Raw genomic sequence first — 13,549 nt, 5'->3', positions numbered from 1 at the left:
TTCTTTTGCTTTTTTATAGTCTTTAATATATTTTTTCATCTTCTTTTGGACGATATATTCTTTCCCCCGGAGGGCATTGAATTCATTTGGTCGAATATGGGGAACCGTTTTCAATCTGTATATATGGCCTGTTTTGTTTTTGCTCAATCTCTGGACAACTGGAATAATCTTTATAGAACTTATCCGACAAAAACACAAAGTGAAGCATGGCAAACCCTCCAAAGGAAAACGGCCCCATGTGGAGCCGTCTTCTCGGTGAGCTTTCTTTTGATTACCCTGGACGCGCTCTACGTCCAGATCAACTTAGTGAGCTTTCTTTTTATACGGCTCGCGCTCTACAAGTCATGCAGGGTTCCATTTGCTTCTCCTTCTTGTATACAAGCGGACATGGAGTGAGCTTTCGCTTACGCTCCATAGCCCCATTATAGCAGATTGCTTCAAAATATAAACACGGAAAATTGTACAAAACACCGTTTACCATGATTTTAATAGAACTTTAATGCTCCTTGCCTTGACCCGCCCAGTGTGCCGCCATATAATGATACCAGAAATTGACTTAGGAGGCATCTTTATGAGCATTTCCCCCATTCAGAACAGCGGTATCTATCAGGCCCCAGAAGTTGGGAAGGAGCAGGCAATTCCCGCCGCCCGGCCAGAGCAGTCCGCTCCCGGCAAAGAAGACCGGATCGTCCCTGAGGAGCGGGCCTTTGACCGCTACGATCCAGAACCCAAGGAGGAAATTACTGTCTGCGACACCGGAAACGTAGACCGGGAGATCCGGCAGCTGAAAGAAAGACAGGAGCAGCTGGAACAGCAGCTTCGCGCCGCCCCTCAGGAGCAGTCGGAGACCATCCGGCAGCAGCTGGACCAGGTGGAGCGGGAGCTGGCTCAGAAGGACAACGACTCCTACCGCCGCCAACACGCGGTATTCTCTTGAACATACGCGCCGCAGGGCGGGGGTATCCCCCGCCCTGCTTTTACATTTCAACCACCTGTGTGGCAATCTTCTCCCGAAAAGCCCGGTCGTGCTCCACAAAGAGAAGGGTAGGCTGATATTCCAGCAGCAGCTCCTCAATCTGCATGCGGGAAAACAGGTCAATATAGTTCAGCGGCTCGTCCCACAGGTACAGGTGGGCGCTTTGGCACAGGCTGGCCGCCAGCAGCACCTTTTTCTGCTGCCCGGCACTGTACTCCCTCATGTCCCGCTGGAAAAGTTCCCGGGAAAAGTCCAGCTTGCGCAGGACAGTGAGGAATTTTGTCAGGTCCACCCCCTGCCCTTCCGCCCAGTCCAGGGGACTGCCACGCAGGTGATCCGCCTTCTGGGGGACATAGGAGATCACCAGCCCAGACGCCCGGTGCAGCGTTCCGGTGTGGGGGACCTCCTCCCCCAGCGCCAGACGCAGCAGGCTGGACTTTCCGGAGCCGTTTCCGCCCTCCAGGCAGAGCCGGTCCCCCTGGTTCAGGGTAAAGCGGACAGGTCTGCCCCCCATCCCGGGATAGGCGGCGGCCAGGTCCCTCCCCTCCAGCAGGCGGTCACTGTGGAAGACCAGCGGAGCCAGCTTGAGGCTGTCCGCCCGCTCCACATCCTTGAGCAGGTTGGATTTCTCCTGGATGGCCCGGTCCGCCCTGCGCTCAATATTCTTCCGCTGCTGCTGGCCCTTCCGGGACTTCTCCCCCAGATAGGGCCTCAGGCCGCTTTTGACAATTCCACTTTGGGAGATGCCGATTTTCGCCCGCTCCACCGCGTCCGCCCTCTGCTTCCGGTCGGCGGCGGCCCGCTCCAGGCGCCGGATTTCCCCCTTCAGCTTCTCGTTCCGGGCGGCTTCTCCCCGGTCCCGGTCCTCCTTGTCCCGGAACCAGCTGGAAAAATTCCCCCGCACCAGCTCCGGGCCGGTGGGATTCAGGGCCAGGATGTGGTCCACGCAGCCGTCCAGAAAGGCCCGGTCGTGGGACACCAGCAGAAAGCCCCGGTCCAGTCCCCGCAGATAGCTGGCCACCAGAGCCCGGCCGGGGCCGTCCAGATGGTTGGTGGGCTCGTCAATCATGGGGTAGGCCCCCTCATCCAGAAACAGCGCCGCCAGCAGAGCCCGGGTCTGTTCCCCGCCGCTGAGGGTGGAAAAGGGCCGGTCCAGAACAGCTTCCTCCAGCTCCAGCTTGGACAATTCCCAGCTCAGCCGCCATTCCTCCTCCGGCGGGACACCCTCCAGCAGAAGGTCCAGCGTCCTTCGGGAGGGGTCGGCCACCGGACGGGGCCAGCGGATGCAGGGCTGCCTGAGAGAAACGGTTCCCCGGCCCTCCAGCTCCCCCGCCAGCAGGCGGAGGAGGGTGGTCTTTCCCCGGCCGTTCCGGCCCACCAGGCCCAGCTTCCAGTTGGTGTCCAGCTGGAGGTCCAGCCCCTCAAACACCGGGGTGTGGTCCCCGTCATAGGTGAAATGCAGGTTTTGAATCATAATTTGAGACATGTCGTCCCGCCTCCTGTCACGCGAAAACGCCGCAAGAGGACACACTTCCTCTCACGGCGGCAGGGGCGGACAAACGCCCGCATCTATAGAGCCAGAAGAGGGAAGCTCGCAATTCCTCTCGCGGACCCATGACAGAACTGAGCCGCTTTCACGGCCCTCGCAATTTTATCCTGTCACAGAATCAGCAAGTGGTCTTGCGCATCTTCCCGCCTCCCATCTGTTTGTTGAACACATTATAGCAAGGGGACTTCCCGTTGTCAAGGCCCCTGTACAGTTAGACACGGAAATCAATTTTGGTGCTGTAGGGCGCGACGACCCCGGCGCGCCGTTGACAAAAGCTGCCAACCAGCGGCGGGCCAGGGTCGTTCCACCCTACAAATTCGGAAGGATTTTCCAAAATTGACTTCCGGGACAGTCTACATCCGCCGGATGATATCCCGCAGGGTGTTCACCGCCTCTTCCTTTGCGCGACTGCCCTCCTTGGTGGACGGGTCAATCTCCAGACTCAGCCGGGCCAGCATGTTCTCCAGCCAGCGGAGCAGATCGCCCTCTGCGTCCTCCAGAGACAGCCCTGGGATTTCATTTCCCGCGCTGGTCACATAGGCTGTGCCGCCATACAAGCGGCCCGGCCCTTTTCTGGGAGCCGGGCCGCGCCGGTTTACTTGGTGCCGAAGATACGGTCGCCTGCGTCACCCAGGCCGGGGACGATATAGGCGTGGTCGTCCAGCTTCTCGTCCACGCCCGCCACGTAGATGTCCACGTCAGGGTGGTCCTTCATGATGCATGCGATCCCCTCGGGGGCGGCCAGGACGTTCATCAGCTTAATGTGCTTGCAGCCGTAGCCCTTGATAAAGGTGATGGCGGCAGAGGCGGAGCCGCCGGTGGCCAGCATAGGGTCCAGGACGATTACATCCCGCTCGGCAATGTCGGCGGGCATCTTGCAGTAGTACTCCACGGGGCGGTGGGTCTCCGGGTCACGGTACAGGCCGATATGGCCCACCTTGGCGGAGGGGATCATTTTGATGATGCCGTCCACCATGCCCAGGCCAGCCCGGAGAATGGGGACAATGGCCAGCTTTTTGCCCGCCAGCGTCTTAAAGGTACCGGTGGCAATGGGGGTTTTGACTTCAATGTCGGCCAGGGGCAGGTCCCGGGTGGCCTCGTAGCACTCCAGGGCGGCGATTTCTGAGACAATCTCCCGGAACTCCTTCACCCCGGTGTTCTCGTCCCGGAGGATGGTCAGCTTGTGCTGCAACAGCGGGTGGTCCAGAATGTGTACCTTTTCGTTATACATGTTTTTGATCCCCTTCTATCGTAAATTTTGTGTTCTGCTCACGTTCCAGGCGCTCCCGTTCCGCCTGAGACAGCCGGTGGTAAACGGGAGCCAGCTCCCCGCCGGACACCAGAGCGCCGGCCTTCACCAGCTCCTCCGCCGCCCTGGCCACCCCCCAGGCGCTCTGCATCCGCAGATGGACCGGGGCCAGTGTCATGGGAACCTGCTCATTTAGTGTATTATAACACAGCTGAGCCCCGTCGCCAACGACTATTTTTGAAAATTGGAAATTTTTCAGTTCCTCCCCCAGTTCCTCCAGAGAAACAGCCCGGTCAGGGCTGAGCCGCTCCAGCCGGTCCCCCCGGGCCAGGAACAGGGCGTTGTACACCTGCTTACGCCGGGCGTCCATGGCGCAGATGATAAGTCTGTCCTCCATATAGGCCAGCGGCCAGGCCATAGACTCCAGGGTGGAGCAGGGGGCGCAGGGCTTCTCCGCAGCCCAGGCCAGCCCCTTGGCGGTGGCCACGCCAATACGCAGTCCGGTAAAGGACCCCGGCCCGGCGGCGACAGCGATCACGTCCACCTGGTCAAGGCTCTCCCCGCAGTTGTCCAGCATGTCGTGGACTATGGGCAGCAGGGTACGGCTGTGGGTCAGGCCGCTGCACTGGAAGGACTGGGCAATCAGCTCCCCGTCCCGGCACAGGGCGGCGGAACAGGCCGTCGCCGACGACTCCAAAGCCAAAATTTTCACAGCTCCACCCCCTCAATGACAATCACACGCTGACAGTCCGATTCTCCCTGGACAATTTCCACCCAGACGGTGTTCGCCTCCAAGGCATCGGACACATTTTCGCTCCACTCCACGGCGCACACGCCCCCTCGGGCCAGGTAGTCCTCCCAGCCGATATCAAACAGCTCATCAGAGGAGGACAGGCGGTACATATCAAAGTGAAACAGGGGCAGTCGCCCCCCCTGATATTCGTTGACAATGGTAAAGGTAGGGCTGGTTACCCGGTCCGTTACCCCCAGGCCCCGGGCCAAACCCCGGGTAAAGGCGGTCTTCCCCGCCCCCAGTCCGCCGGCAAAGGCCACTACCGCCCCTGACTTCAGCCTTTTGGCCAGCCGGACCCCCAGGGCCTCTGTCTCTTCCTCGCTGTTGGTCACATATCGCATCGGTGTTCCCCCGTTCACAGAAAATTTTCACGTTTTTAAATATTATAGCACAGTTGGGGTTTGCGTTTCCACCAAAATGTGATAAAATGTATGATTAGATTTTACAAGGAGGTGAGGCCATTGCAGCTGCTGTCCCTGCTCTTCTCCCCCATCAAGGAATTTTGGAAAAAAGGCGACGTAATTTTGCTGGGCCTGTGCTTGGCCACCAGCACCTTTGGCCTGGCTCTCATCTTCTCTGCCACCCAGTATCAAAACGCGCCGGGCCAGATTCTCAACCGGTCGGTGGTCGTTCAGGCCATTGCAATCGTCCTGGGGGTAATCGCCTATGTGCTGCTCACCTTTGTAGACTTTCAGCTGTTCACGGAAAAGCGATGGAAGCTGATGCTCTTTGGCAGTATTGCTCTCCTGCTGATGATCCTTACCCCCTGGGGGGTGGAGCGCTACGGAAATCGAAACTGGATTCAGATTCCCCATTTTCCTATGATGCTCCAGCCCAACGAGATTGTGAAAATTCCCTTTATCCTGATCCTGGCCCTGTTGATTATCAAGATCCAGGACCGGGGCTACAGCATCAGCTCCATCCCCTCGGTGATGCAGATTGGCGGCTTTACCGTATTCACACTGGGCCTGATTGCCGCCATTTGCGGCGATATGGGCACCTGCTGCGTCTACATCATGATTTTTGCCTTTATGGCCTGGACCGCCGGGGTAAAGCTGCGGTGGTTCGTGCTGGTGGGGGGCGGAGCGGTGCTGGCGGTGGTGATTTTTTGGCTGTTCTTCCTGCCGGAAACCCGTTTTTGGACCGATTACCGCATCATGCGCTTCCGGGTGGTCTTTGACCACAGCCTGGACCCCAGCAACTACGGCTTTCAGCAGACCCGGTCCGTCCTGGCCATTGGCTCAGGCAAGCTGTTCGGCCAGGGCTATCTCAAGGGCATCCAGACCCACGCCTCCAACAGCTCCGCCCTTCCCGTCCGGGACAGCGACCTGATTTTCGCCGTCTGCGGCGAGGAGCTTGGCATGGTGGGCTGCATGGCCCTGCTGCTGCTGCTGTCCGGTATTGTTCTGCGGTGCATCTGGGTGGGCCGGCACGCCAGCTCCCCCTTCAACGCCTACGTGTGCATGGGCATGGCGGGGATGCTCCTCAGCCAGATTACCTTTAACGTGGGTATGTGCCTGTATGTTCTGCCCGTTATGGGCCTGACCCTCCCCTTTGTCAGCTCCGGCGGGTCGTCCATCATCACCCTGTTCGCCGCTATGGGGATCGTCTCCAGCGTCAAGGCCCGGCCTATGCCCAGCTGGCTCAGGGATCGGAGTAAGGTTTAAAACTTCTCCAGACAGGGTCGTCCCATACCGGAGCCCAAGGGACGTCTGAAATATGCGTAAAAAAGCCCCGCCAGCAGGCGGGGCTTTTTCATGGCTTACTCGTTGGCGGGGACGTGGATGACGCCCATGGGGCACTCCTTCACGCACAGCTGGCAGCCGACGCACTTGTCCTGGTCGATCTTGGCCAGGAAGTTCTCCACGGTGATGGCCTCCTTGGGACAGGCCTTGGCGCACTTCATGCAGCCGATACAGCCGGCGGTACAGGCCTTTCGGGTGTCGGCACCCTTGTCCTTGTTCTGGCACAGGACCACAGGCTTGCGCTTGTGCTCAGGCACAATGGAGATGACAGCGTTGGGGCAGGCGGCGGCGCAGGCGCCGCAGCCGGTACACTTGTCCCGGTCTACCTTGGCGATACCGTCCACAATGTGGATAGCGTCAAAGGCGCAGGCACGGGTGCAGTCGCCATAGCCCAGGCAGCCAAACTTGCACATACCGTCGCCGCCGTAGAAGCCCTTGACGGCCTGGCAGCTCTGGATGCCCTGGAACTCGTACTTCTTGCCCGTTTTTCCGCAGGTGCCGGAGCAGGCCACCACGGCCTTCATGGGGGTGGAGGCCCCCGCCTCAACGCCCATAATCTCGGCGATCTTGGCGGCGCAGGCCGCACCGCCGGGGATGCACTTGTTGACGGCGTTGCCGTCTTCCACTACGCTCTTGGCATAGTCGGCGCAGCCTGCACAGCCACAGGCGCCGCAGTTGGCCCCTGCCAGCACGGCGGTAATCTGCTCCACCCGCTCATCCACGGGGACATACATAAAGATGGAGGCGGCCACCAGAATCACCGCGCCGATCAGGCCGATGACAGTGACGACAATAATTGCCAGTAAAATCGGATTCATAACTTACTCTCCCCCCTGTCAGACTTTAAAGATGGCGTCTACGATACCGCCGAAGCCCATGAAGGACAGGGAGGTAACGGCGGCGGCCACCAGAGTGATGGGCAGGCCCTCAAAGCACTTGGGGGTAACGGCCTGCTCCACCCGGCGGCGTACGCCGGAGAACAGCACCATGGCCACCAGGAAGCCAATGCCAGCGCCAGCGGCGCAGACGATAGACTCAATAAAGTTGTAGCCGTTGTCCAGATTCAGGATGGTCACGCCCAGGATGGTGCAGTTGGTGGTAATCAGGGGCAGATACACGCCCAGGGCCTTGTACAGAGCGGGAATGAACTTTTTGAGGAAGTTCTCCAGCAGCTGGACCAGGATGGCGATAATCAGGATGAACACAATAGTCTGGAGGTAGCCCATATCCCGGGCAGTATTTTCAGCGCCCTCGGGCACCAGGATCAGCTTGTAGATGGGCCAGGTGGCGGCGGTGGCCATAACCATGACGAAGGTAACGGCCAGGGACATGCCCACAGCGCTGTCCAGCTTTTTGGACACGCCCAGGAAGGGACAGATACCCAGGAATTTGGCCAGGACGTAGTTGTCCACCAAAATCATGGTAAAGAAGATAGCGGCAAGTTTTACCATTACGCATTACCTCCTTCCACAGCGGGGGCTTCCTTCTTAGGACGGCTGGTCAGCCAGGTGGCCCCGGCCATCAGGATACCGAAGACGAAGAAGCCGCCGGGGGCGCTGGTCATCAGGGAGAAGGTGTCCACACCCTCGGGGATGACCCGGATGGCGAAGTCGGCCCCCAGGGAGGGGATCAGCCCGCCCAGGCCGGCCATCCAGGTGCCGGAACCAATAATCTCACGGATGGAGCCCATAATGGTCAGGGTGATGGTGAAGCCAATGCCCATACCGATACCGTCCAGGGCGGAGTCCAGAATGCCATTCTTGGAGGCAAACATCTCGGCACGGCCCAGGATGATGCAGTTGACCACGATCAGGGGCAGGTACACGCCCAGGGCCTTGTCCAGGTCGGGGACATAGGCCTTGACCACCATCTGCACCACCGACACAAAGCCGGCAATGACGGTGATATAGCAGGGGATGCGGACCTGATTGGGGATGATGTTCCGCAGGGCGGAAATTACAATGTTGGAGCACAGCAGCACAAAGGTGGCGGCCAGCCCCATGCCAATGCCGTTGGAAGCCATGGTGGTAACGGCCAGGGTGGGACAGGTGCCCAGGACAAGCCGCAGGACCGGGTTCTCGTTCAGAATGCCGTTGGTAAGGATTTTCATTTTACTGTTTTCACTCATCTTGACTCACCTGCCTTTCAAGAATTCACAGCGTTATACGCCTCATTGGCGGAACTGACCGCTTTGGCCAGCGCACGGCTGGAAATTGTCGCGCCGCTCTCAGCGTCAATGGTGCCGCCGTCTTTGTTGATTTTCAGCTCAGCAGCAGGCTGGCCCTGATAACGCTCCCAATAGGAGGCGGTACCGGCTACCTTGCTGCCGATGCCCTGGGTTTCGCCCTGCTCTGTCACTTTGATCTGCTTGATGGTGCCATCAGGAGTATAAGCGACCATAACGGTCATGGTGCCGCCGTAGCCCTTGGCGGTGCTGGTGATGACGCAGCCGGCGCCGTTGTTGGCGGTATAGACATCAGTAACGTTCTCCACGCTGACGCTGTCCACCCGGGTGAAGTCGTCCGCCTCGGGGAGCAGCTCCATACGGGCCAGGCGCTCGGCCTCCAGCTTGGCGGCCAGGATGATGGGAGCGGTGGCAGAGTTGGTGGCAGCCAGCGCCCCGGTAATGACGACGCAGATGACGCACAGCACCACGATAGGCTTAAATACCTTATTCCAATTACTCATTTCGCTGCCGCCTCCTTCTTCTTCTTGGCGATACCCAGCTTATCCTGCCGGGTCAGCGCGTCGATATAGGGGGTCACCAGATTCATCAGCAGGATAGCAAAGGACACACCCTCGCTCATGGTGCCGAAGAACCGGATGGCGCAGGTCACAACCCCCATAAAGATACCGGCAATCAGCTTGCCCTTATCGGTGGTGGGAGAGGTGACATAGTCGGTGGCCATAAAGAAGGCGCCCAGCATCAGGCCGCCGGAGAGCAGCTGCACAATGGGGTCATAGCCGCCGATCAGGGACAGCACGGCCACGGTGGCCAGGTAAGTAACGGGAATCATGGGGCTGATAACCTTGGTGGCGATCAGATAGATACCGCCGATCAGAATGGCGATAGCGCAGGTCTCGCCCAGCACGCCGCCGTGGTTGCCCAGCAGCAGGGTGACATACTCGCCGGCCCCCAGCACGCCCTTCTCCACGGCCAGCGGAGTGGCGGAGGCCAGGGCGTCGATCCCGTTGACAGGCTTGGGGTAGTTGGCCATGCGGCTGGCAAAGCCCACGGCCAGGGCAATACGGCCCACAATGGCGGGGTTGGCGAAGTTGAAGCCCAGTCCGCCAAACAGCTGCTTGATAATGACAATGGCGATAAACGCGCCCACAATGGCCATCCACCAGGGCATGGAGGCAGGCATGTTAAAGGCCAGCAGCATGCCGGTGACCACGGCGGACAGATCGGAGATGGGAACCTCACGGCCCATCAGCTTGCAGTAGCCCCACTCAAAGAAGACGCACGCGGCCACAGTGACCACAGTGAGAATCAGGGCGTTTGCCCCAAAGATAATCACGGAGGCGGCAAGGGCCGGACACAGAGCCAGGCACACCCGGCCCATAATCTTCTGGGTGCTGTCCGCGCTGGTAATATGGGGCGCGGCGGTGACAATCAGCTTGTTGTCCATTACTTCTTACCTCCATTCTTCATCATAATCTTGGCCAGGGCAATGGAGGGGGCCAGAGGCCGCTTGGCCGGGCAGACAAAGGAGCAGGTGCCGCAACTCATGCACAGGTCGGCGTTGAGCTCAATGAGCAGCTCCACGTTGCCGTCGTTGTAGGCCTGGACAATCTCCTTGGCGGAAAGCCCTAAGGGGCAGGCGTTGGTACACCGGCCGCAGTGGATGCAGTTGGTAGCCTTGGGGATCTGGGCCATCTTCTTGGAGAAGGCCAGCACGGCGTTGTTGTTCTTCAAAATAGGCTGGTCCAGACTTGCGATACAGTTGCCCATCATGGGACCGCCGTAGAGCACCTTGCCCGGCTCCTCGGTAAAGCCTCCGCAAAAGTCCATCAGCTCCTGCACAGGGGTGCCAATGACGACCTCTACATTCTTGGGCTCCTTAATCACGTCGCCGTCCACGGTGAGGCGCTTGGTGGTCAGGGGCATACCGGTTTTCAGGTACTTGCCCACAAAGGCCACAGAGGTGACGTTCATCACGATTACGCCCACGTCGGAGGGCAGGCCGGGGAAGGGGACCTCCCTGCCGGTGCAGTTCTCGATGAGGACTTTTTCCGCGCCCTGGGGGTAGCGGCAAGGCAGTTCCTTCACCTCGATGCCGGCGGTGGCCACAGATTTCATCTTGGCAATGGCCTCGGGCTTGTTGCCCTCAATGCCGATGATGCACTTGGGAATCTCCAGATACTTCATCACAGCCTGGATACCGTCCAGAATGAACTGGGTGTCCTCCAAAAAGCAGCGGTTGTCCGAGGTGATGTAGGGCTCACACTCGGCGCCGTTGATAAGGAGGGTGTCGATCTCGTCCAGATTCTTGGGGGCCAGCTTTACCGCCGCGGGGAAGCCCGCGCCGCCCAGACCCACCAGGCCGCTGGCCCGGACGGCATCCTGGAAGGACTTGAGATCGGTGACGGCGGGGGGGGCAACAGCCGGGTCCACCGTCTGCTTGCCGTCTGGAATAATCACAACGGCGGTTTGAGGCGCCCCATTGGGGGCTGTGATGGTGACGATGCCGTCTACCGTGCCGGACACGCCGGAGTGGATGTCAGAGGAGACAAAGCCGCCGGCCTTACCTACCACGGTGCCCACAAAGACCTGATCGCCCTTGGCCACCTGAGGGGCGGCGGGGGCGCCGATATGCTGTCCCATGGACAGGACGATCTTAGAGGGCAGAGGCATCTTCACGGTTTCCTGATTGGAAGTCCGCTTTTCGTGCGGGACCTGCGCGCCCTGCGCAGATCGTTTGAGAAATTTGCTCATGTAAGTTTTCGACCTCCCTAATAACTTGCTGGGATACCTCGGTCCGGCGGTCTGCTTGCCCTCTCCGGCGCCGGGCCGCGGCTGCCGCGTCCGGCAAAGCCGGACACACGACAAAACCCGCCGGTTTCGCCCTCTGTTTTTCCCGAAACCGTCGGTCTTGCTGCGTAAAGATAATGATACACCAGACTTGGCAGGATTGCAAGTTTTTTTATAGGGGCTGTCCTATTTTTCGGCAAAATTTTTTCTTGAACCAGAGTATAAAAAGAGGCGCGGAGGGAATTTTCCCCCCGCGCCCGAGCCGGCACGCACTCAGCAGCCGCAGCCGTTGTTGCAGCCGCAGTTGCAGTTGTTGTTGCAGCAGCAATTATTGCCGCCCCAGCCGCCGCAGCTGAACAGGATAATGATGAGGATGATGATCCACAGGCAGCTGTTGCCGCCCCAACTGTTATTGCAGCACCCCATGATGAGTACCTCCTACATATGAAAGTATTGAGAGGACTGTTTGCCGCTCTCGATACCATCATATGGCCCGGGAAAGGAATGGGTGCGGCGGTTTATAAAATATTTTCGCAGAAGGCCCGGAGCATGGTGGCCATCTCGGCCCGGGTTGCGCTGCGCTGAGGGTCCAGGGTGAGGGTGGTTCCGTTGGTCACGCCGCTGATGATCCCCTGCTCCACCGCCCAGGCCATAGCGGGCTGGGCCCAGCCGCTCAGACTGCTCAGGTCGGCGTAGCGGGACAGGTCTGCCCCCGCTCCAGGCGTCAGGCGCATATACTGAACAGCGTAGTTATACATCATAGCCACCGCCTGCTCCCGGGTCACCAGGCCGTCGGGGTTAAAGCGGTTGTTTCCCATCCCCGAGGTAATGCCCTGTCCGGCGCCCCAGCGGACGGCCTGGGCGTACCAGCTGTTGGAGGCCACGTCGGCAAACTCGGGGCCGCTGCTCACCGCCGGCGAGCCCGCCAGCCGGTGGAGCACCGACATGAGCATGGCCCGGTTCATAGGGGAGCCGGGAGAGAAGTGGTTGGCGTCCATGCCGGAGAACAGGCCCTTCTCATAGGCGTAGCCCACGGGGGTATAAAACCAGTCGGACTGGCTCACATCATAAAACGGGGTATGCTGGCTCTTGCCCGGAGTGAGGGTGTAACTGCCCTGCACCCCCAGGGCGGCCTCACCGGAGCGGATGGTTACCGCCGTGTCGGTGTTCTCCCCAACCAGATAGCGGTGATTTTTCACCAGCGCCGATCCGGATGTCACCTCCGCCCCGGCGGTGACGTCCACCACCGCCCCGGTGTGGACCAGGGTGGCGGAGCCGTCCAGCATCAGAAAGCCTGAGCCGGTGGACAGGGTGATAATCTGGCCGTCTGACCAGTCCCGGCGCTGGAGAGTATCACTGGAGCTGCCCGCCCCCACGCTTCCGCCGCTTCCGTTCAGGGCGGCGTCCAGCCTGGCCTTTTCCTTGTCATAGGTCTCCTGGAGCAGTTTGTTTCCCGCCTCCTCCCCCGCCTGGACAGCCTTTGGGAAGAAGGTATCCCGCAGATAACTGAGGGAGATGACGCTGTCCCCCGAGGAGGCGGCGCACACCCCCGCCGTCAGCAGCGCCAAAGCCAGAATCAGCCCCAGGGGGCGCAGATATTTTTTCATTGGTGTTCCTCCATATCCTCCCTCTGGGAGATCAGATAACTCAGCGTGAGCAGGCTGTCGGAAAAGTGAACCGACTCCACCGCCACGTCCTGTCTGGTGCAGGCCAGCTCATAGTTGGTAAAATTCCAGATACCCTTCACCCCGGCGTCCATCAGCCGGTTTCCCATCTGCTGGGCGGCGGCAATGGGAACTGTCAGCAGCCCTACGTCCACCCGGTGGGCGGCCAGAAATTCCTCCAGCCCGTCGGCGTGGCGGACGCTCACCCCGGCAATCTCCGTGCCCACCACCGCCGGGTCCACGTCGAAGGCGGCCAACAGGTCAAAGCCGTTGTCGGAAAAGCGAAAGTTCTGGATAATAGCCCGGCCCAGGTTGCCCGTGCCCAGCACAATCAGGGTGTGCCCCTGACTGATGCCCAGAATTTCGCCAATCTCCTCCTTCAGCAGCTCCACCTTGTAGCCGTAGCCCTGCTGGCCGAAACCGCCGAAGCAAAACAGGTCCTGGCGGATCTGGGAGGCCGTCAGCCCCATGGACTTGCCCAGCGCCCCGGAGGAGATGCGCACCGCGCCGGCCCGCTGGAGCTCGCACAGCTGCCGGTAGTACCGGGGCAGGCGGCGGATTACGGCGGTGGATACCTTTGTATTTCGTTTCATGACAT

General features: G+C 59.9%; 16 protein-coding genes. 2 read left to right on the top strand and 14 right to left on the bottom strand.

Features of this window, described 5'->3' with window-relative positions; all coding sequences use genetic code 11:
* Positions 1 to 571: 571 nt before the first annotated feature.
* The gene (locus NFS22_RS07865) at positions 572 to 937 is read left to right on the top strand and encodes a hypothetical protein (protein ID WP_251317157.1); all 366 of its coding nucleotides are present in this window, start codon (positions 572 to 574) and stop codon (positions 935 to 937) included.
* Between the two features lie 40 nt (positions 938 to 977).
* Here NFS22_RS07865 and abc-f read toward each other — a convergent pair whose 3' ends face one another.
* The 5 genes from abc-f to tsaE all read right to left on the bottom strand — a co-directional run bounded on the left by abc-f (position 978) and on the right by tsaE (position 4,908).
* Positions 978 to 2,462 (bottom strand): ribosomal protection-like ABC-F family protein, encoded by a 1,485-nt coding sequence (gene abc-f / locus NFS22_RS07860; protein ID WP_251317156.1) that lies wholly within the window; start codon positions 2,460 to 2,462, stop codon positions 978 to 980.
* A 416-nt stretch (positions 2,463 to 2,878) separates the two neighbouring features.
* Positions 2,879 to 3,082 carry a hypothetical protein gene (locus NFS22_RS07855; RefSeq protein WP_251317155.1) on the bottom strand — a complete coding sequence of 68 codons (204 nt, stop codon included), beginning with the start codon at positions 3,080 to 3,082 and terminating at the stop codon, positions 2,879 to 2,881.
* 38 nt (positions 3,083 to 3,120) lie between these two features.
* On the bottom strand, positions 3,121 to 3,756 hold the full coding sequence (gene upp, locus NFS22_RS07850) for a uracil phosphoribosyltransferase (RefSeq protein ID WP_251317154.1): 636 nt from the start codon (positions 3,754 to 3,756) through the stop codon (positions 3,121 to 3,123).
* Positions 3,749 to 4,486, bottom strand: coding sequence for a tRNA (adenosine(37)-N6)-threonylcarbamoyltransferase complex dimerization subunit type 1 TsaB (gene tsaB / locus NFS22_RS07845; protein ID WP_251317153.1), 738 nt, complete (start codon positions 4,484 to 4,486; stop codon positions 3,749 to 3,751). Before tsaB ends, upp begins: the two co-directional genes overlap by 8 nt.
* Positions 4,483 to 4,908 (bottom strand): tRNA (adenosine(37)-N6)-threonylcarbamoyltransferase complex ATPase subunit type 1 TsaE, encoded by a 426-nt coding sequence (tsaE, locus tag NFS22_RS07840; protein ID WP_251317152.1) that lies wholly within the window; start codon positions 4,906 to 4,908, stop codon positions 4,483 to 4,485. The genes tsaB and tsaE overlap by 4 nt, the downstream gene beginning before the upstream one ends.
* A gap of 120 nt (positions 4,909 to 5,028) precedes the next feature.
* Here tsaE and NFS22_RS07835 point away from each other — a divergent pair, with 120 nt between their 5' ends.
* Positions 5,029 to 6,234 carry an FtsW/RodA/SpoVE family cell cycle protein gene (locus NFS22_RS07835; RefSeq protein WP_251317151.1) on the top strand — a complete coding sequence of 402 codons (1,206 nt, stop codon included), beginning with the start codon at positions 5,029 to 5,031 and terminating at the stop codon, positions 6,232 to 6,234.
* A 95-nt stretch (positions 6,235 to 6,329) separates the two neighbouring features.
* Here the strand turns inward: NFS22_RS07835 and NFS22_RS07830 are convergent, their stop codons facing one another.
* The 9 genes from NFS22_RS07830 to NFS22_RS07790 form a co-directional block, all read right to left on the bottom strand.
* Positions 6,330 to 7,130, bottom strand: a complete 801-nt coding sequence (locus tag NFS22_RS07830) for an RnfABCDGE type electron transport complex subunit B (RefSeq protein WP_251317150.1) — start codon at positions 7,128 to 7,130, stop codon at positions 6,330 to 6,332.
* An 18-nt stretch (positions 7,131 to 7,148) separates the two neighbouring features.
* Entirely contained in the window at positions 7,149 to 7,763 is a 615-nt protein-coding gene (locus NFS22_RS07825) for an electron transport complex protein RnfA (RefSeq protein ID WP_251317149.1), read from the bottom strand.
* On the bottom strand, positions 7,763 to 8,440 hold the full coding sequence (rsxE, locus tag NFS22_RS07820) for an electron transport complex subunit RsxE (protein WP_251317148.1): 678 nt from the start codon (positions 8,438 to 8,440) through the stop codon (positions 7,763 to 7,765). The genes NFS22_RS07825 and rsxE overlap by 1 nt, the downstream gene beginning before the upstream one ends.
* A gap of 17 nt (positions 8,441 to 8,457) precedes the next feature.
* Positions 8,458 to 9,000 (bottom strand): RnfABCDGE type electron transport complex subunit G, encoded by a 543-nt coding sequence (locus NFS22_RS07815; RefSeq protein ID WP_251317147.1) that lies wholly within the window; start codon positions 8,998 to 9,000, stop codon positions 8,458 to 8,460.
* Entirely contained in the window at positions 8,997 to 9,944 is a 948-nt protein-coding gene (locus NFS22_RS07810; RefSeq protein WP_251317146.1) for an RnfABCDGE type electron transport complex subunit D, read from the bottom strand. The genes NFS22_RS07815 and NFS22_RS07810 overlap by 4 nt, the downstream gene beginning before the upstream one ends.
* Positions 9,944 to 11,251 carry an electron transport complex subunit RsxC gene (gene rsxC / locus NFS22_RS07805; protein ID WP_251317145.1) on the bottom strand — a complete coding sequence of 436 codons (1,308 nt, stop codon included), beginning with the start codon at positions 11,249 to 11,251 and terminating at the stop codon, positions 9,944 to 9,946. Before rsxC ends, NFS22_RS07810 begins: the two co-directional genes overlap by 1 nt.
* Positions 11,252 to 11,560: 309 nt before the next feature.
* Positions 11,561 to 11,713, bottom strand: coding sequence for a hypothetical protein (locus NFS22_RS07800; RefSeq protein ID WP_251317144.1), 153 nt, complete (start codon positions 11,711 to 11,713; stop codon positions 11,561 to 11,563).
* Positions 11,714 to 11,805: 92 nt separating this feature from the next.
* Positions 11,806 to 12,894: an S-layer homology domain-containing protein gene (locus NFS22_RS07795; protein WP_251317143.1), complete on the bottom strand. Its 1,089-nt coding sequence runs from the start codon at positions 12,892 to 12,894 to the stop codon at positions 11,806 to 11,808.
* Complete coding sequence (locus NFS22_RS07790; protein WP_251317142.1) at positions 12,891 to 13,544, bottom strand: redox-sensing transcriptional repressor Rex; 654 nt, start codon at positions 13,542 to 13,544, stop codon at positions 12,891 to 12,893. Before NFS22_RS07790 ends, NFS22_RS07795 begins: the two co-directional genes overlap by 4 nt.
* Positions 13,545 to 13,549: the final 5 nt, after the last annotated feature.

The sequence above is a fragment of the Flintibacter muris genome, assembly GCF_943192995.1.
Taxonomy (GTDB): Bacteria; Bacillota; Clostridia; order Oscillospirales; family Oscillospiraceae; genus Lawsonibacter; species Lawsonibacter muris.
The sequence above is the reverse complement of the archived record's forward strand: the minus strand, read 5'-3'. Positions and strand labels throughout refer to the sequence as shown.

Bases quoted from the DNA above. Each gene is read 5' to 3' on its own strand.
- NFS22_RS07830 (WP_251317150.1), bottom strand. From the start codon at position 7,130: ATGAATCCGATTTTACTGGCAATTATTGTCGTCACTGTCATCGGCCTG.
- rsxE (WP_251317148.1), bottom strand. From the start codon at position 8,440: ATGAGTGAAAACAGTAAAATGAAAATCCTTACCAACGGCATTCTGAAC.
- NFS22_RS07865 (WP_251317157.1), top strand. From the start codon at position 572: ATGAGCATTTCCCCCATTCAGAACAGCGGTATCTATCAGGCCCCAGAA.
- abc-f (WP_251317156.1), bottom strand. From the start codon at position 2,462: ATGTCTCAAATTATGATTCAAAACCTGCATTTCACCTATGACGGGGAC.
- NFS22_RS07825 (WP_251317149.1), bottom strand. From the start codon at position 7,763: ATGGTAAAACTTGCCGCTATCTTCTTTACCATGATTTTGGTGGACAAC.
- tsaE (WP_251317152.1), bottom strand. From the start codon at position 4,908: ATGCGATATGTGACCAACAGCGAGGAAGAGACAGAGGCCCTGGGGGTC.
- rsxC (WP_251317145.1), bottom strand. From the start codon at position 11,251: ATGAGCAAATTTCTCAAACGATCTGCGCAGGGCGCGCAGGTCCCGCAC.
- NFS22_RS07790 (WP_251317142.1), bottom strand. From the start codon at position 13,544: ATGAAACGAAATACAAAGGTATCCACCGCCGTAATCCGCCGCCTGCCC.
- NFS22_RS07810 (WP_251317146.1), bottom strand. From the start codon at position 9,944: ATGGACAACAAGCTGATTGTCACCGCCGCGCCCCATATTACCAGCGCG.
- NFS22_RS07815 (WP_251317147.1), bottom strand. From the start codon at position 9,000: ATGAGTAATTGGAATAAGGTATTTAAGCCTATCGTGGTGCTGTGCGTC.
- upp (WP_251317154.1), bottom strand. From the start codon at position 3,756: ATGTATAACGAAAAGGTACACATTCTGGACCACCCGCTGTTGCAGCAC.
- NFS22_RS07800 (WP_251317144.1), bottom strand. From the start codon at position 11,713: ATGGGGTGCTGCAATAACAGTTGGGGCGGCAACAGCTGCCTGTGGATC.
- NFS22_RS07795 (WP_251317143.1), bottom strand. From the start codon at position 12,894: ATGAAAAAATATCTGCGCCCCCTGGGGCTGATTCTGGCTTTGGCGCTG.